This is a genomic window from Gluconacetobacter dulcium (assembly GCF_014174165.1).
Lineage (GTDB): Bacteria > Pseudomonadota > Alphaproteobacteria > Acetobacterales > Acetobacteraceae > Gluconacetobacter > Gluconacetobacter dulcium.
Genome location: NZ_JABEQN010000025.1, coordinates 15777 through 37416, shown reverse-complemented (window position 1 = coordinate 37416; position 21640 = coordinate 15777). Strand labels below are relative to the sequence as shown.

The window sequence follows — 21640 nt, the reverse complement described above, 5'->3', positions numbered from 1 at the left end:
ATTTTGCCATGTCGGCTTGCCTTGCAGTGGCCGGCGGCTGCCATGCCTGCCTGTAGGGCGGATTCCGCGCATCGTGCTTCACGACATTGTTCGATTTTCACTGTTGTTTGATGCTCTTCCTTCAGATCAGGTCGGAATGGTTCCTGACTATTTCTGGAAATCCGCTGGTCCTGATTTTGATCTCTTCGTTCGGAGCGGCATACGATTTTTGTAATGGGAACAGTAAAAAAACAAGAATAATCCGGAGTGCGTTCGTATGACAGTCTATGTGGATTTTGAAGCTGCGACGGATTCTGGCGCCCTTTCCAAGCCTTTCGACGTTGTCATTATCGGTGGTGGTGCGGCCGGCCTGACGCTGGTGCGCGAACTGGCCGGACATAATCTGAAGATTGCCTTACTGGAAAGCGGGGATCGGGAGGAAACGCCGGAGATCGAGGCGCTCAACGAGGTCGAGGTCAATGGATCGCTTCTGAATGACGCGGTTCAGGAGGCCAGACGGAAGCAGAACGATGTCCAGATGAAAGTCTGGAGCGCCGATCGGCAGAGATTCGGTATCCGCTGCCGGGTTCTCGGGGGATCGACGGCCGCGTGGGCCGGAAAAGTGGCGGCGTTCGACCCGGTCGATTACGCGAAACGGGGGTGGATCGCCAATTCCGGCTGGCCGGTCGGAGATGCCGACCTGCGGCCTTTTCTGGAGCGGGCCGCGCGTTATCTGGACCTCGGGCCGCTGCTTCAGGGATCGGCGCTGTGGAAGGCCATGGGGCGCCGCGAGCCGCCCGAACTGGCGACGCTTGGCCGTTTCAGGTCGTTCTTCTGGCAGTTTGCCCGTTCGCGCCATGCCCTGACCGATGTCATGCGTTTCGGCGCCGATTTTCTGGCGGAAGATCATCGGGACGTGACGGTTTTTCTGAAGGCGACGGCGGCGCGCGTCCGGGTGGATGGGGGAAGTGTGACCGGGGTCGATGTCCTTTCGTCGCTGACGGGTGGCAATCGGGGCACGATCTGGTGCAATCAGGTGATACTTGCCGCCGGAACGATTGAGAATGCGCGGCTTCTGCTGCTGTCGCCGGGGGCGGAGCATGGGCCGGTGGGGCGCTATCTGACGGATCATCCCAGTGTCAGGCTGGGGGATTTTTCGCCGGATTATCGGGAGAAAGCGGCGGCGCTTCTGGGGTTCTATCCGCTCCAGAGGGATTACCGGGTCTATATGTATTCCTGCGGGGTGGCGCTGTCGCCGGAGGCCCAGTCGGACTTTCGGATGCCGAATATGGCCGCCTTTGCCGGGGTGAGCATCGCCAGCGACGATCCGCTGATGGCATTGGGGCGCCTGGCGAAGCGGGAAAGCCATGCGCCGTTGAGGGATGGCCTGACGGTGCTGCGCAATAGCGGGCTCGTCCTGTCGTCGGTTGGGCGGAAATTATTGAACTACCGCAGGATACCCGAGAAAATCCGCCGCGCGGTGGCCGATGCCGCCGTATTCCTGAATGCGAACATGGTGGCGCGGGATTATGCGGGAGGTGGCAGGGGACGACGGCTGGACGGGGTGACGCTGAACATCATTTCCGAACAGCCGCCGGAGGAAGGCAACCGGGTGACGCTGGCGGAAAAGACCGACCGGCTGGGCCTGAGACTGCCGGTGGTCAGTTGGGAGATATCGGACGATCTTCGCCGGAGCATGCTGGGTTTCGCGCGTCTTCTTCGGGAAGATTTCGAACGGAGCGGGATCGGGGGCCTGCGCTTCGCGCCCGGATTCGACACGGAGGATCTCTCGTCGCTTGTCGTCTATGACATGGCGCATACGGCCGGCACCACCCGGATGGGCACCGATCCGGCGACCAGCGTGGTCGATCCCGCGTTGCAGGTGCATGGGGTGAAAGGGTTGCATGTGGTCGGGGCGTCGGTGTTTCCGACCAGCGGCCATGCCAACCCGACCCTGATGATCATGGCGCTGGCGATCCGGCTGGCCGACAGGGTGCGGGAGGAGGTCATGAAAACCAGGCTGGGGACCCTCTCTGCCCTGCATATGGACGACGAGACGCGCCCGCTGGTGGTGGTGACGGGGGCGACCGGTAATCTGGGGCATGCCGTGATCGGCCAGCTTGCCCGGCGCGGATACCGCATCCGGGGGCAGTTCCGCAGCACGATTCCCGATGATGTGCGCGTGGAGTGGGTGCAGTGCGATTTTGCCCGGCCGGACCTGCCCGACGAGGCGTTCGACGATCTGGTTCGCGGAGCCCGTGCGGTGATCCATCTGGCGGCCAGCCTGTCGGATGTGGCGACGATGGAGATCGTCAATGTCACGAATCTCGACCGGCTGGCGAAAGCCTGTGTGCGGCAGGGGGTGTCTTATTTCGGGCAGGCCAGTTCCATGGTCGTCTACGGGTCGCCGACCACGCGGCTGGTGACGGAGGAGACGCCGCGCATCGATCTGGGCAAGCCGATCGCGAAACAATATTTCTTTGAATATTTCATGCAGGAATATGCGCGGAGCAAGATTCTGGGGGAGGATATCCTGGCCTCCTATCAGAAGGACATGCATATCGACCTGTACCGCATCGCCGTGGCCCAGAGCCATGCCTTCCTCGTCGAATCCCTGAACTGGAGCCGGATGCGGAAGATGTTTTCTCTTTACAGGAACTCGCACTTCATCTCGTCGACCTATGCGGCCAGGGCGATGGTGCATCTGATGGAGCGCGGGCTGAAGGCCGGGGAGAAAGGGATCGAGGTCTATAATATCGCCGACCCGGACTCGCCGACCTTTGCCGAGGTGCGCAAGGCGGCGGGCTTGAAGGTGGGGTTCAACGTGCCGCTGCTGTTCGATGTCCTGAAGGGGATCAAGATGGGGAAGACCCTCTCCCGGCGGTATCCGATGGGGTTCTTTCGGATCGATAACCGGAAGCTGGAAGCGACGGGCTTTATCGGGGAGGCTGATTAGGCGGGGGGGCCGCCCCGTGGCGTTCTGGGGGATGTGTCCTGGCCTGCGAAGTTGCGGCGGTATTCTCTGGGGCTGAGTTTGACGCGGTTGCGAAAATGGTGGCGCAGCGCGAAGACGCTGCCAAAACCGACGGCCTGCGCGACTTCTTCCATCGGGCAGGTCGTTTCACGCAGGATGGTCTGGGCGGCCGCGATGCGTTCGGCGGCCAGCCATTCTCCGGCCGGCATGCCGGTGGCGGCGACGATGCGGCGTTCGAAGCTGCGGCGGCTCATGCCGGCTTCCTTGGCCAGGCGGGCGATGGGCCAGGGTTGGTGGAGCGTCTGCCGCACCCGGTCGATGAGGGGGGCGATGTCGGTGTTGGCGCGCGGGCTGACGGGATGTTCGAGAAACTGCGCCTGACCGCCGGCACGATGGGCGGGCATGACGATGCGGCGGGCTACCGAATTGGCGGCCGCCGGGCCGAAATCCTGACGGACGATGGCGATCAGCAGGTCGATGCCGGCGGCGCTGCCGGCGGAGGTGAAGAGGCGGTCGGTTTCGCGGTACAGGGACGTGCTGTCGACGCGGATGGCGGGGAAGCGGCGTTGCAGGGCCGCCGCATGGCGCCAGTGGGTCGTGACCGGGGCGCCGTCGAGCAGGCCGGTGGCGGCCAGCACGAAAGCTCCGGAACAGATCGAGGCCAGTCTGGCCCCGCGTGCGTGGGCGCGGCGCAATTGGTCGACCAGAGCGGGCGGAACCGGGGCTTCGGTGTCTTTCCAGCCGGGGATGACGATCAGGTCCGCCTGATCCAGAAGGTCCGGGCCGTGATCGGGGAGGATGGTGAAGCCGCCATGGGCGCGGAGGGGGCCGGCTTCGATGGCGCAACTGGCGAAACGGTACCAGCCCGGCCCCATTTCCGGGCGCGGCAGGCCGAAGATTTCGGAGACGATGCCGAATTCGAACGTACACAGGCCGTCATAGAGCAGGGCGGCGACCAGCGGGCCGGTTGTGTCTGGCATGATCTGCATGATGATTGGCGTTTATGCCAATTGCAAGCGCGGGGCGCGGGACGGACACTGGCGGGAGAAGAAGCTGGGAGCCGTTCGATGGCGTCATCCGTCACCACCATTCCGCCCGCGCCGTCCGCCGAGGCCGTGGCGTATTTCTCCGCGTTGTTCGGGTTTGAAACCGATTGTTGGGATGTGCATGCGGCGATGGCCGGGCAGGCCGATTTCGTGTTGCTCGATGTGCGTGCGCCCGGTCTCTTCGCGCGGGGGCATATCGCCGGGGCGCTGAATATACCGCATGGAAAGATCACCGCCGCGCGTATGGCGGCGTGGTCCGGGGAGACGGTCTTCGTGACCTATTGTGCCGGGCCGCACTGTAATGGCGCCGCGCGTGGCGCGTTGCGTCTGACCCGGCTGGGACGGCCGGTGAAGATCATGACCGGCGGCGTGGCGGGGTGGGTGGATGAAGGCTTTACCCTTCAGGACGTGGCCCATGCTTGAGATGCGCCCGGATTGCGGCTGTTGCGGCAGGGGATTGCCGCCTTCGTCGCGTGAGGCGGTGATCTGTTCGTTCGAATGCACCTTTTGCGTTGGCTGCGCGGCGGAGATGCTGGATCAGCGGTGCCCGAATTGCGGCGGGGAACTGGTCAGGCGGCCGGTGCGCGAGGCGCCGGAGGCCGTATGACGGTCGGTTCGGGCATTGTTTCGCATGTCTGCCGGACCTGATCGGCCGGCAGGTCGCGCGGCTTTGCCGGTCTCCGGCGCGGAGCGGTCGGGCCTGGGGTTCAGGCGGGTTCCGCTGCCTGTGCGGCCCAGCGGGGGAAGGGGTCGGGCAAGGCGGCGTGGCGGTGGGGGTGGAAGCCCTCTTCGGGGACGAGGCAGGCATCGAGGGCAGTGCGGAGGGCGGGTTCGTCCATCGTGGTGCCGATGAAGACCAGTTCCTGCCGGCGGTCGCCGTAAATGTCGTCCCAGTTCGCGGTGAGGGCGCGGCGCCACTCTTCGTCCTGCGGCCAATGCTGGTGCGGGATGGCGGCCCACCACTGGCCGGCGGCCTGGTGGCGGGCCAGGGCGCCGGCGATGCTGAGTTCGCCGACCCAGTCGGGGCGGGTGGCCAGCCAGAAATAGCCCTTGGCGCGGATCAGGCCGGGCCAGCTCCGTTCGATGAAGCGGGCGAAGGCGGCCGGGATGAAGGGGCGGCGGGCGCGGTAGACGAAGCTGCCGATGCCGTATTCCTCGGTTTCGGGGACATGTTCGGCGTGGCCGTGCAGTGCCTTGAACCAGAGGGGGTGGGTGTGGGCGCGGTCGTCGTCGAAGCGGCCGGTATCGAGCACGCGGGCGAGATCGACCCGGCTGTGGTTGGTCTCGATCAGGTCGGCGTCGGGGTTCAGGGCGCGGACGATCTGGCGGGCGGCGTCGCGCTGGGCGGAGGTGGCGCTGTCGGTCTTGTTCAGGATGATGACGTCGGCGAATTCGATCTGTTCCACCAGCAGGTCGACCAGGGCGCGGTCGTCGCCGTCGCCCGCGACTTCGCCCCGGTCACGCAGGAAATCGGTCGATGCGTAGTCGTTGAGCAGGTTGGCGGCATCGACCACCGTGACCATCGTGTCCAGCCGGGCGAGGTCGCTGAGGCTGGTGCCCTCTTCGTCGCGGAATGCGAAGGTGGCGGCGACGGGCAGGGGTTCGGCGATGCCGGTCGATTCGATCAGCAGATAATCGAAACGGCCCTCGCGGGCCAGGCGGCCGACTTCGAGCAGCAGGTCGTCGCGCAGGGTGCAGCAGATGCAGCCGTTGCTCATCTCCACCAGCTTTTCGTCGGTGCGCGACAGGTTGCCGCCGCCGTTGCGGACGAGGTCGGCGTCGATATTCACCTCGCTCATGTCGTTGACGATGACCGCGACCTTGCGGCCCTCGCGGTTGTTCAGGATGTGGTTGAGCAATGTCGTCTTGCCGGCGCCGAGAAAGCCGGACAGCACGGTGACGGGAAGCCGGAGGTCCATGTTCGCGATGCTCCGAGGAGGAAGGTTGTGTTTGTGGTCTCTACATCGTATGTTATAATATATCAATTCATGCGGTAGAGTGGTGTTCGTTCGATGTCCTGCTGTCCCACGCGCGATCGACTGAGTGATCTGGCGGGTTGTGCCGCGATCCGGGAGGAGGGACGCTTTATCGTGGAGCGTCCTCGGGTGCCGGTGGCGCGGGTGCGGGAGGCGGCTGGTGCGTATCTGGCCGAGGGGGCGCGGCTGATTCAGGCGCGGGGGACGGTGCCGGAGATTGGGGCCGGGATCGCGGGCGCTTTTACCGGGCGGACCGTGGCGCTGCTGGAGGATGTGCTGGATCTGGCGCGGCTTTATGGCACGGTGGCCGGGCAGCAGGCGGTGCGGCTGCGTTTGGAGCGGATCGTGACCGACAGTTGCCGCAGGTTCCATGTCGATCAGGTGGGGTTGCGGCTGCTGTGCGCGTATGTGGGGCCGGGCGTGCAGTGGACGGCGGATGGCGGGGCGCGCATCGGGCAGGCGCGGACCGGTGCGGTGGTGCTGCTGAAGGGGCGTCGGTTTGCCAACTGGCGGGAGGAGGGGCATGTGCTGCACCGTTCGCCGCCGCTTTCGGGTTTGCCCGAGGCCGAGCGGGTGCGGCTGCTGCTGACGGTCGATGCCGCCGATGCGTGCGGGGCGGCGGATGATGCGCCCGTGATGATCGCGGCCTGAGCGATGTTCCTGATGGAAAGCTGGTCCGGAGCCGAGCGGCGGACGGCCCCCTATGTGCGGGCTTCGGCGTTGCCCGGAGTGCTGGCGGACCTCGCGGGGCCGGGGGTGGATATGGTGGTGTGGGCGCGTGCCGTGCCGCCTGCGTGGCATGAGACGTTGGAGGCGTGTGCGCTGCCGGCGGGGCGTGTCGTGCTGTGCGGCACGCTGGACGAGGTGACGCTGGCGTTGCGGCGGCCTGACATGCGGCGGCGCTATCCGGCGTTTCTGATCGAGGATGTGGAGCAGACGGCGGCGCTGGTGGCGGCGCTGGCGGTGTGTGCGACGCTGACGGTCGTGCTGGGCGATCCGACGGCGTGGACGGAGGCTGGTCCTTTGCCGCCGGGACGGTTGCGGACGCTGTGCTGCTATGGCGCGGGCACGGTGGACTGGGTGTCGGGCCGGGCGGGCGGGTGCGATCTGGTGAGCAGCGTTTCGCCTTATGCGCTGGCTTTCGTGCCGGCGTGGGGGGCCGCGCATGTGGCGTGGCGGTTCGGCCTGTTGGGCGCGGGGGCGGTGGCGGTGGAGATCGTGGCCGGGTAGGGCGGTGGGTTTTTGATCCTGTGCGGTTTCTTCGGCTTGTATGGAAAACTCTTCGTGCGGTAGAAGCGGGTATCGGGCGCAGGCATCGCTCACCATCCGGCCCCCTTTGGGGGCGTTGCGCGAAGGTCGATGCCGTATGTCCGTTCAGCCTGTTGCCCTGATCCCCGCCCAGAGTGTGCCTGGGGCGATTGCCGCGCTTTATACCGCGCCGGCGGGGGTGATTGCGCGGATTGATAGTCTGGGCGTGTGCAATGTGGGCACCGTGCCGGCTTCGGTGACGCTGTATCTGGTGCCGTCCGGGGCGGCGGCGGGGCCGGCGGCGGCGACGACCTTCGGCCAGACGATCCTGCCGGGGCAGACCTGGAACAGTCCCAATGAAATCGGGCGGGTTCTGCAACCCGGCGATGCGATCGCGGCGCAGGCTTCGGCGAGCGGGGCGCTGACGATTTCGGCGGGCGGGCTGCTGGTGACCGTGTCGTGACGGTGTATGCCGTCGAACCATGGAGCGATGTGGTAGGCGAGATGCGCGGGCTGTGGCAGGCGCATTTTCGCGAGGTGGCCAGCGACCAGGAGCGTGCGCCGCTCGATCCGGACCTGGAGGCTTACGCGCGGCTGGAGGCGGCCGGGGCGCTGCATGTGCTGACGATGCGCGAGGGCAGGGTGCTGGCGGGGTATCTGGTGGCGCTGGTGTGGCCGCATCTGCATCATCGCAGTGTCTGCCATGCGTTTTTCGACCTTTATTACGTTCGGCCGGCGCATCGGCGCTGGACGGCGGGAATCCGGCTGTTTCGCGAGGCCGAGCGGACGCTGGCCGCGCGGGGGGTGCGGCGGATGATCACCGGCACCAAGCTGCATAGCGCGCCCAATGGCCGGCCGCTGGATGTGGGGCCGATCTTTCGCCGGCTGGGCTGGGTGGAAATGGAACGCCAGTATGGGAAGTGGATCGGGGCATGGTAACGGCGATTGGGGGCGGGCTGTCGGCGCTGGGGTCTCTGGCGGGCGGGATCGTCGGGTCGGACGCGGCATCGAAGGCGGCGCGGCAGCAGGCGCAGGCTTATAATCAGGCGCAGCAGTTTCAGCAGAACGTCTATGACCAGACGGACCGGAACCTGTCGCCCTATGTGGGGACGGGGACCAATGCGCTGTATAGTCTGGCGAGTCTGCTGGGCTTGCCGGGCGGGTCTTCGGGGCAGGGATCGGGGGCGGCGGCGGCCTATCAGGCGTTTACCGACACGCCGTATTATCAGTTTCCCTTGCAGCAGGGGGAGCAGTCGCTCGACCAGTCGGCGGCGGCGCGGGGGCTGGCGCTTTCGGGCGGGCAGATGAATGCGTTGCAGCATTATGCCCAGAATTATGCCGGGCAGCAGTTCGGCGATTACATGAATGCGCTGTCGGGGCTGGCGGGCATGGGCAGTTCGGCGGCGTCCGCGCTGGGCAGCCAGGGCAATGCGTCGGCCGGCACGTTGCTGAATGCGCTGGGCGGGCAGGGCAATGCGCTGGCGCGCGGTACCACGGCATCGAGTTCGGCCCTGATGTCGGGCATCGGCAACGCGCTGTCGCTGCTGGCCGGCACGAACACCGCCCCCGGCGTACTGGGCAACATCTACGGCGCAACCAACGGCGGCGGCTACAACGTCTAGGGGTCAAGGGGATGACCATCCCCTTGCGGGTGCAGGGCAGCGCCCTGCATTATCACTGACCACGCCGCTATTTTTTGACAATACGGAATTGCTGGCCCCCGATGCGCCAGCTAGACTTCCCCCCATCAGGGCAAAGGCACCGCCCCAACGAGACGCGCCCCGAGCGGGCGTGGGAGTGGTGCATGGCGTATTCTGGTGCCCGATTTGTCTGGCCCAACAGTTTCAGCGTGGATGCGACGGGTGTGCCGCGGGCCGGGGCGCAACTGTTCTTCTACCAGAGCGGCACGACCACGGCGCAGGCGACCTATGCCGACGCGGGGTTGACGGTGGCGAATGCCAATCCGGTGGTCGCGGATGCGTGCGGGCAGTTCGGCAATATCTTCCTGAGCGGCGGGACGGCTTATGCCGTCGTGCTGTGCGATGGGACCGGCGAGCAGATCTGGACCATGGACCCGGTCGGCGCGGCCGGGGGCGCGGGCGGTGGGGCGGTGCCGGTGGGGGCGATCGTCGATTATGCGGGTGCGGCGGCGCCGGCCGGGTGGCTGCTGTGCTGCGGGCAGAGTGTGAGCCGGACGGTTTATGCCGCGTTGTTCGGGGTGCTGGGCACGCTGTATGGCGCGGGAGACGGGGCCACGAGTTTCGGGCTGCCGGATCTGCGCGGGCGGGCGACGTTCGGTGTCGACAATATGGGTGGGGCGGCCGCCAATCTGGTGACGATGGCTGGGTCCAGCGTCAATGGCGTGGTGCTGGGGGCCGTTGGGGGCAGCCAGTTGGCGGCGGCGCATGCGCATGATGTCACCGATCCGGGCCATACGCACGCGCTGACCGATCCGGGGCATGCCCATGGGCCGAACCATGGCAGCGGTTTCGTGGTGCCGCAGGGATCGGGCGGCGAAATGGATGCGGTGTTCGCCGGCGGCGGGGATGTCGAGGAAAAGGCGACGGCGCAGACGGCTGTTGCGGCGACGGGGCTGGTGGCGGCGAGCGCGACCACGGGATTGACGATCGCCTCGGCGGGGGGCGGCGACAGTCAGAACATGCCGCCTGCCATCATGCTGAACAGGATTATCTATGCCGGGCTCTGAGGGTGCTCTTGAGTCCGGGTTTGGGAAAAGACGGGATCGGGGCATGAATGACGGGCATGGGGTTCCTGATCCGGCGGCTTTGTCCGATACGCTGCGCCAGCATGATGCGCGGATCGGGCGGCTGGAGGCCGGACAGCGGGACATGATGATGAAGCTGGTCGAGATTTCGGCCGAGGGGCGGGCGCGGGGGGCGCATCAGGACCAGCGGGCGGATCGCGATGGAGACGAGATGCGGCGGGCGATCGTCGATCTGCGGCGGGAGATGCGGGCGGTGATTGCCGACACCACGGCGCCGCTGGCGGAATCGCAGCGGACGCTGATTGCGATGAATGCGCAGATTGCCGGTGGCGTCAGGCTGATTCGCAATGCGGGCTTTGCGCTGGGGGGCGTGGTGTCGGCGTTGATGGGGTATCAGCCTTTCGTCGACTGGCTGGGCCGGGTGATGCGTGGGGGAGCGGGATGATGGGTGGGCTCGATCTCTCGGACCTGAAATGGCGGGTGGTGGCGCCGGTACTCGATCGGCTGGGGTTGGGCGGGGCGGCGGCGGTGACGCTGCTGACGGGCACGGCGCTGGTTGAATCGCGTGCCGCGCGGCTGGTGCAGGGCGGGGGCGGCCCGGCGCTGGGGCTGTGGCAGATGGAGCCGGCGACCCATGATGCGTTGTGGGAGATGCTGGCGGGTGGTGAACATGCCGATCTGCGCGCCCGTGTGGAGGGCATGAGCTGTGCGGATATTCCGCGTGTGGCGCAGATGATCGGGAATCTGCGGTATGGCTGCGCGATGGCGCGGGTGAAGTATTTTTTCGATCCGGCGCCGGTGCCGGATGCGAAAGATGCCGGTGCGCTCTGTGCTTATTGGAAGCGGATTTACAACAGCGCGCTTGGGGCCGGCAGGGTGGATAGTGTGCATGTCGCCGCCTTCGCCACCGCAATCGGAGCGTGACCGGACAGGCGCGCTGGCGGCGATCCGACGCGCGTTCCCTGTGCTCCGATGCTCACGGCCGATAAGGCCGCTCCGCTTCGGTGCTCGGGAACACACGACGGGCGCGGCCCTGGCGGGCCGCTCTCGCGCGCGGGAGCGGGGTTTCGTCTCTTTTTGAAGAAATTTTGATTTTTCGTAATGTGGAGTGGAGCGGTCCATGGATTCGATGGCGATCTTTCAGACCCTGATTTCGGTCGTGCCGGTTCAGGATGTGGTTTATGTGGCCGCGCTGTGCGGGGTGTGCGCGGCGCTGATGCCGTGGTTGCCGGTGCCGGCCAGTGCGGGGTCGGTCTATGGACGGGTCTATCTGGCGCTGAATCTGCTGGCGCAGAATTTTCGCAATGTCGCGAACCGCACGAAGCCGGGTTCCGCGCCGGGGAAGGATGGCGGGGATGGACCCGCGATCATGCTGCTGCTGGGGTTGGGGACCGCGACGGCGACGGTGATGGCGATGGGCCTGGGGGCCTGCACCGTGGCAGGCGGCACCGCCAGCATCGATACCGCCGAACTGGCGGCGGATGCCGGGGCGATCGATTTCGCGGCGCAGGCGATCGAGGCGATTCCGGGCCTGTCGGCGCATCTTTCCGCCGATCAGGTGGCGCGGGTTAACGAGGCGCTGGGCAGGATCAGGACCGTGACCGCGCAGATCAATGCGGCGTCGGGCGGGGCGATCGATATCGAGACCGGCAGGGGGTGGGGCGTGGCGCTGGCAGGAGCGTTCCAGAGCATTCTGACCGTTGCCGGTACCGTGGCGTCGGCGCTCGATCCGGCGGTGGCGGGGTATATCACCACCGCCGGGCAGATCATTCCGCTGATCGAGGCTGCGGTGGGGCTGACGCCGGGGACCGTGACGGCGACGGCGGCGGGCGATGCGCCGGCGGTGCGCGCGGCGCTGTATCGGGGCCTGTGAAGGTGCCGCGTGCGATCGGCCGGCGGCTGGGTTGCCTGCCCGCCGAAACGCGGGACGGCCAGCCGTCGCTGGCCGGGTTGCGGATGATGGCGCGGCGGGCGCCGGAGCGGCTGGTGCGCGACGGGATCGACCCGGCGCCGCTGATGCTGGGCAACGACCGGCTGGGGGATTGCACCGCGGCCGGGTTGGGCAACCATATCCGCGCCACGGCGGCGCTGGCCGGGTTTCAGGTGGCGGTGCGCGAGGCCGATGCCATCCTGTTTTACGAACGGTCCACCGGTTACCGGCCCGGCGACGCGGCGACCGATCGGGGCGGGGTGGAGGTGGATGTGCTGGCCTGTGCCGCGCGCGGTGGGTATGCGCTGGCGGACCAGACCTTCTATCCGGTCTGGGGCTCGGTGGCGCCGGATGATCTGAACGCGCTGCGGCTGGTCATGGCCGGCATGGGGGCGGCCTATCTGGGCGTGCGGCTGGCGCTGGCCGACCAGGCGGAAGGCGGGGTGTGGGATACGACGACGCCCGGCGACCAGAGTCCAGGATCGTGGGGCGGGCATTGCCTGCTGGCGTGGGCCTATGACGGTGTGGAAGAGGACTCCGTGGTGTCGCTGCTGACCTGGGGTGGCATCCAGCGCGCGACGTGGCGTTGGGTGCGGTCGCGGATCATGGAATGCCATGGCGTGGCCTGGCGGCAGTTGATGCCCGCCGGGGCGGACTGGGAGGCGCTGGTCGCGGCGAACGCGGCCTTTCTGGACGGGGCGTGACGGGGCGGCGTTCACCACTCCGAGCGCGCGATCCGTACGGGTTTCGTCTTCCGAAGCAGAGCGTGGCGGACAAGCCTTTTCCTGTAACAGACATACCGATATCCTTGGCCTATGCTGCTGATTGTCGGAACCGTTCGTCTGCCCGCGCCATGCGGACGTACCCGGTTTGGCTGGGGCTTTGCGGCGTGCCCTTGTTTTGGAAGGGGTGAGCCGCTTTTTCCCGGAAATGGCGGAAAATTGCGCCCTCCGCTGGCACTGTTCGGTCATCCGCCCTGATGGAGACTGAATTTCTTGCGTTTCGGGGCTTTCGTGTGTATAGTGTGTAAATGAAGGGCGGCGACCTGATTCGGAAACTGGAAAAGGCAGGCTGGGTGCTGGACCGCGTGCGGGGATCGCACCATGTGTTCCGCCATCCCGATCGTCCGGGCATTATGGTCGTGCCGCACCCCAAGAAAGACCTGGGCGGCGGCCTTGTCGCCGCGATCCGCAAGCAGGCGGGCCTGCAGGAGAAACGATGATGCGTTACCCGGTTATGATCGAAGAGGGGAGCGAGGCCACGGCGTTCGGTGTTGTGTTTCCCGACCTGCCCGGCTGCTTCTCGGCAGGGGATACGCTGGATGAAGCCCTGGCGAACGCTGCTGACGCGGCGGCGGGTTGGATCGACGCCACGCTGGACGCGGGCGGGTCGGTGCCGTCCCCGAGCACGCTGGATGCGGTGCGCCGGCTTCCCGAATATGCCGGGTGGGCGGTGGGGTTCGTGACCATCGACCCGGCTGTGCTGGATGACCGGGTGGAGCGGGCCAACATCTCCCTGCCGCGTCGGGTTCTGGAACGTCTCGACGCGCTGGCGAAGGCCGCGCATGAAACCCGGTCGGGCATGATCGCCGCCCTGACCTTGCAGGCGAGTCCGGTTGCGCGTGAAAATCGCAAGGGCTGAACGGACGATTCCGTTTTTCTTCGCTGTGACCGCATCGTTTTTCCGTCTGTTGCGTGGGGCCTTGCGGTACCCTGTTTGAACGGTCGAGGTCTGTTCTTTCCAGTGTGGAAAGGGCGCAACCACGACGCAGACGGAATATGGCGGCATTGTCCCGGCCAACGAGAACGGGCCGGGCGACCCTGTTGGCAAAGCGCGTGTTGACGCGCTGGTGTTTGCCCCGGCCCGTCGTGCAGACCCACGGGGATGCCGCCATTTCCGGGACCGGTGTGATGCCGATCCGGTGCGGGCCGGTCTGGTCAGGTGACCAGATTGATGGGGTTGCCTTGCGCGAACGCCTTGATGTTGGCGGCGGTGGTCTCGGTGATCCGGCGGAAGGCTTCGGCGGTGTTGTAGGCGTTATGGGGTGTTACGATCACGTTCGGCAGGCTGGCCAGCACGCGGGCGGCCAGCACGTCGCGCATCGTGGCCGGAGCGGCGGGTGCGTCCGGCGCGAATAGGGCGGCGGGGTGACGGAGCTGGGATTCGTCGGGCAGCACGTCCAGGCCCGCCGCAGCTAGGTGGCCGCTTTCCAGCGCGCGGAGGAGGGCGGCGTTGTCCACGACCTGGCCGCGAGCCGTGTTGATGAGCACCGCGCCGCGCTTCATGCGGGCGAACTGGCTTTCGCCGATCATGCCGTCGGTTTCGGGGGTGGCGGGGACGTGCAGGCTGATGATGTCGGCCTGGGACAGCAGCTCGTCGAGCGGCGCGTAGCGGAGGTTCGGGGCGTCGCGCAGCAGGGGCGACGGGTATTCGTCGTAGGCGATGACGGACATGCCGAAGCCATGGGCCATCTCGATCGCCCGGCGGCCGATATGGCCGGTGCCGATGGCGCCGAAGATCTTGCCGCGCAGTTCGAAGCCTCGGGCCGGGGTATAGGCGAAATCGCCGCGCCGGGTGGCTTCGGCGCAGGGGACCGTCCAGCGCGACAGGGCGAGCAGCAGGCCGAAGGCGTGTTCCGCCACCGTGCTGTCGCCATAGACGGGCACGTTGGAGACCTGGATGCCGTGGGCGCGGCAATAGTCGAGATCGACGGAATCGAAGCCGGTCGCGCGGATGGCGATGAAGCGCAGTTTCGGCAGGCGGGAGAGGATGGCGGCGCTGAAATCGCAGCCGGCAAAGCCGCTGATGATGTCGGCATCGGCGTAGCTGTCCACGATAGCCGCCGTGATCGGCCCCGCCACGCTTGTGACCGTGAAGGCGGGATCGAGCGCCGTGATGGCTTGGGCGGTCTCGGCCTCATTGGCCGAAAACAGGACGATCTTCATGGTCTGGTCTCTCCAGGGTGGCCGATGCCGCGCGATGCGGGACAGAGGGTCTTCTGGATAATCGGTTCCGGCTGATCTGTCTTTGACCTGCGTCGGGGCTATCGGGGCGTTTGCGGCTGGTTGCCCGCGGGCCTGTGATGTTCCCAGCGCGCCAGATGCTGCGCGATGACCAGGCTTTCATAGCGGATGCGCTGGCGTATCCAGTTCAGCAGGCCCGAAGCGGTCAGGACGATGATGCCCACGAAGGTCCAGCCATCCAGCGACTGGTGAAAGAGCAGGTAGCTGAACGCCACCGCCCAGACCATCTGGCTGTATTGCGGCAGGGCCACGCGGTTGGCCGGGGCGCGGGCGGTGGCCAGCATCATCAGGAGCTGGCCGAGCGCGGCCAGGAAGCCGTACCCGAACAGGTAGATCCAGGCCTCGGCCGTGGCGGGCCATGTGGCGTTCAGCCCCATCAGCAGGCCGTCGCCGACCAGCGGGCCGACGAGGCTGGAGCCCAGGAGCGACAGGCGGACCGTCTCGGCGCTGGACAGGCGATAGGCGATGACGCTGCCGGCATTGGCGAAGGCGGCGGTCAGCGCGCAGAGATGCCCCAGATTGAGCGGGCGCACGCCGGGGCGCAGCACGATCAGCACGCCGATGAAGCCGAGGATGACGGCCAGCCAGGCCCAGGCGGTCACTTTCTCCTTCAGCAGCGTCACCGACAGGATGGTGACGAAGAGTGGCATGAGGAACATCAGCGCAAGGGCTTCGGGCATCGACAGCAGCATGAACGCCTTGACGCTGGCGGCGGTCGCCACGAAGACGCACACCGCCCGCAGCATCCATGTGCCGCGCAGCCGGGGCCGGAAGGCATCCAGGTAGGATTCATGCGGCTTGCGGACGAAGGGTAGCAGCAGCAGGCCGAAGACGCCGCTGGAGAACGCGACCTCGAACGGGTTGAGCGACCCGGCCAGCAATTTGGAAAACGCATCGCTGATCGAGAACAGGGCATAGGCGCTGAAGGCCAGGGCCATGCCGGAGAAGAGTGCCTTGAAATTCATCGCGATGTGCCCCCTTCATGTCCGGCCGTTACCTTGGCAGCAACCGGGAGCAGGGCCAATGCCGGGAGGGCGGACCTGACATCCGGGCACGGGTTTGGAAGAGTTGTGCCGGGAGGCTGATCGAAAAGGCGGGCTGGTGAACGGGGCCGGCCGGCAGGGACCGCGCCCCTCCTGTGTGTCTGAGCACCGGAGTGCGGGAAAGGCGCGGGGGATCGGTGTCGGGCGGCGTTCGCGGCCAGGGTTTCAGGGTGTGAGCGTGAGGGTCCATTGGGTGGTGCCGGGCAGCAGCGGGCGCGGCGCGCCGGTGACCCAGGCATGCTGGCCCGCGCCGTAATAGGGGGTCTGGGGGTTGGCGGCCTGGCCCATCGGCATTTCGAACAGGGCCGTGTCTTCATGCCCTGGGCTGACCACCAGCCGTTCCGAGGCGCCGAAGCCCGGTACCGCGACGCGCGGGACGAGGGTGTCGCCGGCTTCGGGGAGGTCGGGCGGGTCGGTCATATGGCCCAGCAGCGGTACCGCGCGGGCCAGCGGGTGGTGGATGCCGACATGGTTGGCCGTGCCCCAGCGGAACGACGATACGCCGCCGGCGGCGCGGACCTCGGCTGCCAGCGCGTTGAGGATGGCGTCGTCCATCGCGGTCCAGTTGGGCTGGCCCGGCGGGAGGAGGCCGGCGGGGCGGTCGGTGAGCAGGCGCTGGACCGCCCACGCGGCGCGGGGCGGCATGCGGGGGGTGGTTTCGAGCAGGCCGGGCAGGGCGTGGGCGTAGGCGCCGAAGACGAGGGACAGCGCGTGGGCGCGATATTGCCGCACCAGCCGGTAGCCGATCGAATCCGGCCGGGCATGTTCGCCCCATGAGGCGACGTAGGGGGCCATTGCGGCGAGGTCGGCTCGGCCGGGCCGTGCGGCGATGGCGGCGGTGAGGAGCGCCTGCCAGGGGCGCAGGACGGTGGCGTGGTCGTCGGTCTGGATGGCCAGCAGGTCGGATTCGGCGAAATGGTCGCGTGCGTGCAGGTCGTCGCGGATGCGGCCGGCGCGCAGGCCGTCGGCGTAGCCGCCGTCGCCCAGGACGGCCAGCGCCGGGCCGCCGACGACGCGGCCGTTGGCGCTCCAGAGACGGCCGTCGGGCGGGTCCAGGATTTCGGGGATGTCGGACGGGGGCAGCATGCCGTCCCAGCGATGGCTGCCGTCGGCCCAGGAATGGGGCAGCCGGTCGTCCAGCCCGATGCGGCGCGGGACCTGGCCGATGATAGTCCAGCCGATATGGCCGTCTCGGTCGCCGGCCAGCATGTTTTCCTGCGGCAGGCCGGTGCGGTGGGCGGCATCCAGCGCCGCGCGCACGCTGCCCGCCGATTCCAGCGCACGGATGCCGCGATAATCGACGGCGCCGGCGTCTTCGGCGCTCCAGTGCCATACGAATGGACGGCCTTCGGTGTCCTGCCCGTTGACCGGGCCCCAGATCGTGGTGCGGATGGCCATCGGATGGCAGGTTTCGTGCGCCGCGCAGAGGGTTTCCCGCGCGGTGCCGAATGGTTTCAGCCCGTCGGGCGTGCGGTAGTGGGTGGGATCGCCGGGTGGGATGTCGAGCGCGATCAGGTCTCCGGCCTCGATATTGCCGTCGGTGAAGGCCCAGGCGACGTGGGTGTTGGTGCCGACGATCTGGTAGGGCTCGCCCGGCAGGGTGATGCCGGTCAGGTCCAGCGTCGGGGGCTGGGTGTCGTCGGGGCGCAGGATCTGGCGGGCGCGGTACCAGATGTTCGGCACCATCAGGCCCAGATGCATGTCGTTGGCGACCATGGCGCTGCCGGTGGCCGTCAGGCGGCCGGCGACCGCGAAATTGTTCGATCCGCGTTCCGGTGCCGGGAGCGGGGCCGGAAGGGTGGGGGCGATGCCGGCGGGCGGACGGGCGGGCAGGGTGGCGGGCATGGCAGGTGGGGGCGCTGTGGAGCCGTCGATCGGTGCGTCCAGCGGTGTCAGTTCGGGATCGAGGAAGGCCGTCATGTCGGCCCCCCACCTGTTGCGCAGGGCGGCGCGCAGGCGTTGACCGGCACCGTCGGACCCCTGAAGGTCGAAATACATCGCATAGACGACCAGCAGTGAATCCTCGTCGCGCCATGGGGTGGGGGCGACGCGCAGGAGGGTATATTCGAACGGTGCGTGGCCCTGGGCGGCACGGCCGGCGTTGACGCCCGCCGTGTAGGCCGCGAGCAGGGCGCGGTCGGCCGGGTCCTGCCTGGCCAGCAGTGCCTGGGCCAGGGCGCGGAAACGGTGCAGGCGGTGCGCGCGGTCCAGATCCAGCGCGGCGGGGCCGACCAGTTCCGCCAGTTCGCCGGCGCCCACGCGGCGCAGCAGGTCCATCTGGAAAAATCGTTCCTGGCCATGGAGGAACCCCATGGCGCGGGCAAGGTCGGGGCGGGTGCGGGCCGTCAGCGTGGGGACGCCTTCGCCGTCGCGGGTGATCGTGACGGGGGCATCGAGGCCGGGCAGGGCGAGCGCGCCGTCCAGCATCGGCCGGCTGGCGTGCAGCACCCATACGCCGTAGCCCGAGATCGCGCCCGCCGTCACGGCGCCCAGGCCGACCACGGCCGCCGCGATCCGCAGGACCAGACGTGCCCGGCGATGGGCAGGGACGGGCGTGATGGGGGCGGTGGTCATGAGGGGGCTCCGGTTTGCGGTCAGTAAAGCGGAGCGACGGGAGGGCAGCAATCCGGCACCATGGCGTGGCCTGCCTCGCGATGGGAATTTAATGCGTGGGGAATTTAATGCGCGAAAAGAAACGGTCTTATCTATTTTTTGAATGGAACGATTCGGAAGGGGAGGGAGGCGGCGCGTCGGAAAGGGCTGCCGGGCGGGTGGGGCCGGCGCCGGATTGATGAGGGTGTTTCCTGGAGGTGTGTTCGAAACATCATAAATTAACCGTTAAATTTCAATTGTATGTCCTTGGTTTGGGCAGCCAGGTGTCTGGGTTGTGATAAAAATGTCATATATTCCGAATTCGTTATGGAAGGGTATGATTCGGTATTGAACTGAGGTCGGTTTCCGTCGCTTGATGTGCTGGTAAAGTAACGACGTTCGCGGGAGCACGTTAAGTCTATGACCCTGAGGCGAAGCCTTATCGCGGCCACGATTTTAGCCATTCAGTTCGACGTCGCCGCTGCGGTGGCGCAAACTGCCCCGACGTCTGGTACGTCGACGACCAGCCATCGCCATGCGGCGAAGGCCAAGAAAGGCGTGAGTGCTTCTACCCGTTCCACGCCGAAGTCGGCGGTGGCTCCGGCGGTCGCGGCTCCGGCCGCGCGGGTTCTGCCGGCCGTTGAGCCCGTCTATCACGCGCCGCCGTCCGATCCGGGCGAGGCCGTGATCGTGACCGGCACCCGTGACAGCAACCGCCATGCGCGCCAGAGCACCGCGCCGGTATCGGTCGTGACCGCGGCGACCCTGACCCGTTCGGGCCAGATGAACCTTTCGGACGCGCTGACCAAGACCTATGCCTCGATCAACGTCGTCGCCATGGCCGCTGACTCCGCGGCGCTGACGCAGTCGATCCAGATGCGCGGCCTCGGCCCGAACGAAGTGCTGGTGCTGGTCGATGGCAAGCGCCGCCATTCGACCGCGAATATCGTTGCGGATTCCGGTCCGCAGTTCGGTTCGACCGGTGCGGACCTGAATACGCTGCCGTCGAACATGATCGACCACATCGAAGTGCTGGAAGACGGCGCGGCGGCCCAGTACGGGTCGGACGCGATCGCCGGCGTGGTCAACATCATCACGAAAAAGCAGGATCACGGCTATAATCTGAGCGCCACCACCGGTGCCAACGCCTATAGCGGGCAGGCCTGGCAGTATCAGGTGAATGGCGACGCCGGCTTCAAATGGGGTGACAACGGCTTCCTGCACATCAGCGGGCAGGTCTATCACACCGACTTCTTCGTCGCGCCGTCGACCGATCATCGTCTGCTGCCGCTGAGCGCCGCGCCGGAAGGCGCCTATACGGGTGCGAATTATACCGGCCCGCTGAACGTGCCGACCGATTCCAACCATATCATGGGCCGCCCCGAGGAAACCCGTGAGAATTTCGGGATGGATTGGGGCAAGGACATCATCGGCGACCGGTTGCAGTTCTATGGCAACCTGACCTACGCGCATCGCCATGGCGAGGCGTACGAGAATTATCGTATTCCGACCCGTGCGCCCTCGCTATATCCGTCGGGCTTCTCCCCCCGCGAGACGAACGAGGAAAACGACTACGCCGTGACGGTGGGCCTGAAGGGTAGCCGTCTGTTCGGTGACTGGGACTGGGACGCGAGTTCGACCTACGGTGCCGACGGCACGAAGATCGGCAACAAGAATACCGCGAATACCGGGATGCTGGCCTCGACCTGCTCGACCACGCCGGGTAACCCGTACTATTCGACCGACGGGTGCGGCTGGTCGCCGACCTCGACGCTGGCGGAAACGTACCGCATGGCGCAGTGGACGAACAACCTGGATTTCCGCCACCACTTCAACATCGGCAACGTCGTGCCCATGACGCTGGCGTTCGGTGGCGAGCATCGGATGGAGACCTACCAGATCCAGGCGGGTAATCCGAACTCCTATGAACTGGGCGGCACGCAGGGCTATGCCGGCCTTGGCCCGCAGAGCGCCGGTAACTGGAACCGCAACATCTTCGCCGCCTATATCGACGGCGATTTCCATCTGACCAAGCACTGGGACCTGGATTTCGCCGGCCGGTTCGAGCACTATACCGACGTGGGCAATACCCAGAACGGCAAGATTTCGACCCGTTACGATTTCTCGCGCCGGGTTGCGATCCGCGGCACGATCAGCACGGGCTTCCGTGCCCCGACGCTGGCCGAGCAGCATTACAGTGCGATGAATGTCGGCCCTTCCAGCGCCGCGGGCATGCTGGCGGTGGATTCGGCGGCGGCCCGTGCGCTGGGTGCCAAGCCGCTACAGCCTGAGCAGTCGGTCAGTGCGTCGGGCGGTATCGTGCTGGAGCCGGTCGATGGGTTCCATGTCGAGGCCGACGTGTATCAGATCAATCTGCGTAACCGCATCGTCGGTGGCGGTACCGTGAACGGTCCGCTGGCGGTGCAGGCGATCGAGGCGATGGGGTACACGCTGGCCGGGCCGGCGCTGGACGATACGTCGCAGGACAGCGCCTATTACCTGACCAACGGCGCCAGCACCCGCACGCAGGGCCTGGACATCAAGGCGGATTACCGGTTCCATCTGCATCAGTATGGCAACCTGGACCTGAGCATGGCGCTGGATCTGAACCGGACGCGCCTGCATCACAACGGGCTGGATTCGGAAGGGAAGCCGATCCTGAACGCGCAGAATGTCGGCTACATCACCACGGCGTATCCGCGCAGCAAGATCATCCTGAATGCCTATTACAAGGTGGGCAAGCTGGACGTGAACGTGCGCCAGACCCGCTATGGCCAGACGACCGACATGATGCAGTATCAGGATTGGTCGAACTCGAACATCATGTGCCCGGATGGCAGCGGGTCGATCCAGTATTCCAATTCCTGCTTCAAGCAGTTCAAGAATACGCCGCGCTGGCTGACGGATATCGAGGTGGGGTATCAGGTCACCGATCGCCTGCACTTCGCCGTTGGCGCGAACAACATCTTCAACGTGCGTCCGCGTCGGGTTTCGCAGGATGTCAATTCCTACGGCGCCCAGATCTACGACCAGTTCTCGTTGCAGGTGCCGATCACCGGTGCCTACTACTATGGCCGTCTGAACGCCACGTTCTGACGACAGCG

Annotated in this window: 21 protein-coding genes; 16 read left to right on the top strand and 5 right to left on the bottom strand. The window is 66.6% G+C overall.

Going from position 1 to position 21640, the window contains the following annotated elements; all coding sequences use genetic code 11:
- Positions 1-256: 256 nt before the first annotated feature.
- The gene (locus tag HLH25_RS16745) at positions 257-2935 is read left to right on the top strand and encodes a GMC oxidoreductase (protein WP_182975156.1); all 2679 of its coding nucleotides are present in this window, start codon (positions 257-259) and stop codon (positions 2933-2935) included.
- On the opposite strand, the gene ftrA is transcribed toward HLH25_RS16745, so the two are convergent.
- Positions 2932-3933, bottom strand: coding sequence for a transcriptional regulator FtrA (gene ftrA, locus HLH25_RS16740; RefSeq protein ID WP_182975155.1), 1002 nt, complete (start codon positions 3931-3933; stop codon positions 2932-2934). The two genes, HLH25_RS16745 and ftrA, sit on opposite strands and share 4 nt — an antisense overlap.
- Positions 3934-4020: 87 nt before the next feature.
- Here ftrA and HLH25_RS16735 point away from each other — a divergent pair, with 87 nt between their 5' ends.
- A complete protein-coding gene (locus tag HLH25_RS16735) occupies positions 4021-4422 on the top strand; it encodes a rhodanese-like domain-containing protein (RefSeq protein WP_182975154.1) in 402 nt (133 codons plus the stop codon).
- On the top strand, positions 4415-4606 hold the full coding sequence (locus tag HLH25_RS16730) for a DUF1272 domain-containing protein (protein ID WP_182975153.1): 192 nt from the start codon (positions 4415-4417) through the stop codon (positions 4604-4606). The genes HLH25_RS16735 and HLH25_RS16730 overlap by 8 nt, the downstream gene beginning before the upstream one ends.
- A 100-nt stretch (positions 4607-4706) precedes the next feature.
- Here the strand turns inward: HLH25_RS16730 and zigA are convergent, their stop codons facing one another.
- Positions 4707-5918 carry a zinc metallochaperone GTPase ZigA gene (gene zigA / locus HLH25_RS16725; RefSeq protein ID WP_182975152.1) on the bottom strand — a complete coding sequence of 404 codons (1212 nt, stop codon included), beginning with the start codon at positions 5916-5918 and terminating at the stop codon, positions 4707-4709.
- Positions 5919-6089: 171 nt separating this feature from the next.
- Here zigA and HLH25_RS16720 point away from each other — a divergent pair, with 171 nt between their 5' ends.
- The 12 genes from HLH25_RS16720 (at position 6090) to HLH25_RS16665 (ending at position 13519) form a co-directional block, all read left to right on the top strand.
- On the top strand, positions 6090-6626 hold the full coding sequence (locus HLH25_RS16720; protein ID WP_220791869.1) for a DUF1826 domain-containing protein: 537 nt from the start codon (positions 6090-6092) through the stop codon (positions 6624-6626).
- Positions 6627-6638: 12 nt separating this feature from the next.
- A complete protein-coding gene (locus tag HLH25_RS16715; protein WP_182975150.1) occupies positions 6639-7205 on the top strand; it encodes a hypothetical protein in 567 nt (188 codons plus the stop codon).
- A gap of 136 nt (positions 7206-7341) precedes the next feature.
- A complete protein-coding gene (locus tag HLH25_RS16710; protein WP_182975149.1) occupies positions 7342-7686 on the top strand; it encodes a hypothetical protein in 345 nt (114 codons plus the stop codon).
- Positions 7683-8162: a GNAT family N-acetyltransferase gene (locus HLH25_RS16705; RefSeq protein WP_182975148.1), complete on the top strand. Its 480-nt coding sequence runs from the start codon at positions 7683-7685 to the stop codon at positions 8160-8162. Before HLH25_RS16710 ends, HLH25_RS16705 begins: the two co-directional genes overlap by 4 nt.
- The gene (locus HLH25_RS16700) at positions 8156-8845 is read left to right on the top strand and encodes a hypothetical protein (RefSeq protein ID WP_182975147.1); all 690 of its coding nucleotides are present in this window, start codon (positions 8156-8158) and stop codon (positions 8843-8845) included. The genes HLH25_RS16705 and HLH25_RS16700 overlap by 7 nt, the downstream gene beginning before the upstream one ends.
- 182 nt (positions 8846-9027) lie before the next feature.
- Positions 9028-9930, top strand: a complete 903-nt coding sequence (locus tag HLH25_RS16695) for a phage tail protein (RefSeq protein ID WP_182975146.1) — start codon at positions 9028-9030, stop codon at positions 9928-9930.
- A gap of 43 nt (positions 9931-9973) precedes the next feature.
- Positions 9974-10393, top strand: a complete 420-nt coding sequence (locus tag HLH25_RS16690) for a hypothetical protein (protein ID WP_246402618.1) — start codon at positions 9974-9976, stop codon at positions 10391-10393.
- A complete protein-coding gene (locus HLH25_RS16685; protein WP_310889135.1) occupies positions 10390-10872 on the top strand; it encodes a hypothetical protein in 483 nt (160 codons plus the stop codon). The genes HLH25_RS16690 and HLH25_RS16685 overlap by 4 nt, the downstream gene beginning before the upstream one ends.
- A 196-nt stretch (positions 10873-11068) precedes the next feature.
- Positions 11069-11821: a hypothetical protein gene (locus HLH25_RS16680; RefSeq protein ID WP_182975185.1), complete on the top strand. Its 753-nt coding sequence runs from the start codon at positions 11069-11071 to the stop codon at positions 11819-11821.
- Between the two features lie 83 nt (positions 11822-11904).
- Positions 11905-12582: a hypothetical protein gene (locus tag HLH25_RS16675; RefSeq protein WP_246402624.1), complete on the top strand. Its 678-nt coding sequence runs from the start codon at positions 11905-11907 to the stop codon at positions 12580-12582.
- A 326-nt stretch (positions 12583-12908) separates the two neighbouring features.
- Positions 12909-13100 (top strand): type II toxin-antitoxin system HicA family toxin, encoded by a 192-nt coding sequence (locus HLH25_RS16670; RefSeq protein WP_182975143.1) that lies wholly within the window; start codon positions 12909-12911, stop codon positions 13098-13100.
- On the top strand, positions 13100-13519 hold the full coding sequence (locus tag HLH25_RS16665) for a type II toxin-antitoxin system HicB family antitoxin (RefSeq protein ID WP_182975142.1): 420 nt from the start codon (positions 13100-13102) through the stop codon (positions 13517-13519). Before HLH25_RS16670 ends, HLH25_RS16665 begins: the two co-directional genes overlap by 1 nt.
- A gap of 296 nt (positions 13520-13815) precedes the next feature.
- Here the strand turns inward: HLH25_RS16665 and HLH25_RS16660 are convergent, their stop codons facing one another.
- The 3 genes from HLH25_RS16660 to HLH25_RS16650 all read right to left on the bottom strand — a co-directional run bounded on the left by HLH25_RS16660 (position 13816) and on the right by HLH25_RS16650 (position 18518).
- Entirely contained in the window at positions 13816-14823 is a 1008-nt protein-coding gene (locus tag HLH25_RS16660) for an NAD(P)-dependent oxidoreductase (RefSeq protein ID WP_182975141.1), read from the bottom strand.
- Positions 14824-14921: 98 nt separating this feature from the next.
- Positions 14922-15866, bottom strand: a complete 945-nt coding sequence (locus HLH25_RS16655) for a DMT family transporter (protein WP_246402617.1) — start codon at positions 15864-15866, stop codon at positions 14922-14924.
- Between the two features lie 243 nt (positions 15867-16109).
- Positions 16110-18518 (bottom strand): penicillin acylase family protein, encoded by a 2409-nt coding sequence (locus tag HLH25_RS16650; RefSeq protein WP_182975140.1) that lies wholly within the window; start codon positions 18516-18518, stop codon positions 16110-16112.
- A 438-nt stretch (positions 18519-18956) separates the two neighbouring features.
- On the opposite strand from HLH25_RS16650, the gene HLH25_RS16645 reads away from it, so the two are divergent.
- Positions 18957-21632, top strand: a complete 2676-nt coding sequence (locus HLH25_RS16645; RefSeq protein WP_182975139.1) for a TonB-dependent receptor plug domain-containing protein — start codon at positions 18957-18959, stop codon at positions 21630-21632.
- The last annotated feature ends 8 nt before the right edge of the window (positions 21633-21640 follow it).

Coding starts and splice junctions, on each gene's coding strand:
- HLH25_RS16745 (WP_182975156.1), top strand. CDS start 257: ATGACAGTCTATGTGGATTTTGAAGCTGCGACGGATTCTGGCGCCCTT.
- ftrA (WP_182975155.1), bottom strand. CDS start 3,933: ATGCCAGACACAACCGGCCCGCTGGTCGCCGCCCTGCTCTATGACGGC.
- HLH25_RS16735 (WP_182975154.1), top strand. CDS start 4,021: ATGGCGTCATCCGTCACCACCATTCCGCCCGCGCCGTCCGCCGAGGCC.
- HLH25_RS16730 (WP_182975153.1), top strand. CDS start 4,415: ATGCTTGAGATGCGCCCGGATTGCGGCTGTTGCGGCAGGGGATTGCCG.
- zigA (WP_182975152.1), bottom strand. CDS start 5,918: ATGGACCTCCGGCTTCCCGTCACCGTGCTGTCCGGCTTTCTCGGCGCC.
- HLH25_RS16715 (WP_182975150.1), top strand. CDS start 6,639: ATGGAAAGCTGGTCCGGAGCCGAGCGGCGGACGGCCCCCTATGTGCGG.
- HLH25_RS16710 (WP_182975149.1), top strand. CDS start 7,342: ATGTCCGTTCAGCCTGTTGCCCTGATCCCCGCCCAGAGTGTGCCTGGG.
- HLH25_RS16700 (WP_182975147.1), top strand. CDS start 8,156: ATGGTAACGGCGATTGGGGGCGGGCTGTCGGCGCTGGGGTCTCTGGCG.
- HLH25_RS16695 (WP_182975146.1), top strand. CDS start 9,028: ATGGCGTATTCTGGTGCCCGATTTGTCTGGCCCAACAGTTTCAGCGTG.
- HLH25_RS16690 (WP_246402618.1), top strand. CDS start 9,974: ATGAATGACGGGCATGGGGTTCCTGATCCGGCGGCTTTGTCCGATACG.
- HLH25_RS16685 (WP_310889135.1), top strand. CDS start 10,390: ATGATGGGTGGGCTCGATCTCTCGGACCTGAAATGGCGGGTGGTGGCG.
- HLH25_RS16680 (WP_182975185.1), top strand. CDS start 11,069: ATGGATTCGATGGCGATCTTTCAGACCCTGATTTCGGTCGTGCCGGTT.
- HLH25_RS16675 (WP_246402624.1), top strand. CDS start 11,905: ATGATGGCGCGGCGGGCGCCGGAGCGGCTGGTGCGCGACGGGATCGAC.
- HLH25_RS16670 (WP_182975143.1), top strand. CDS start 12,909: ATGAAGGGCGGCGACCTGATTCGGAAACTGGAAAAGGCAGGCTGGGTG.
- HLH25_RS16665 (WP_182975142.1), top strand. CDS start 13,100: ATGCGTTACCCGGTTATGATCGAAGAGGGGAGCGAGGCCACGGCGTTC.
- HLH25_RS16660 (WP_182975141.1), bottom strand. CDS start 14,823: ATGAAGATCGTCCTGTTTTCGGCCAATGAGGCCGAGACCGCCCAAGCC.
- HLH25_RS16655 (WP_246402617.1), bottom strand. CDS start 15,866: ATGAATTTCAAGGCACTCTTCTCCGGCATGGCCCTGGCCTTCAGCGCC.
- HLH25_RS16650 (WP_182975140.1), bottom strand. CDS start 18,518: ATGACCACCGCCCCCATCACGCCCGTCCCTGCCCATCGCCGGGCACGT.
- HLH25_RS16645 (WP_182975139.1), top strand. CDS start 18,957: ATGACCCTGAGGCGAAGCCTTATCGCGGCCACGATTTTAGCCATTCAG.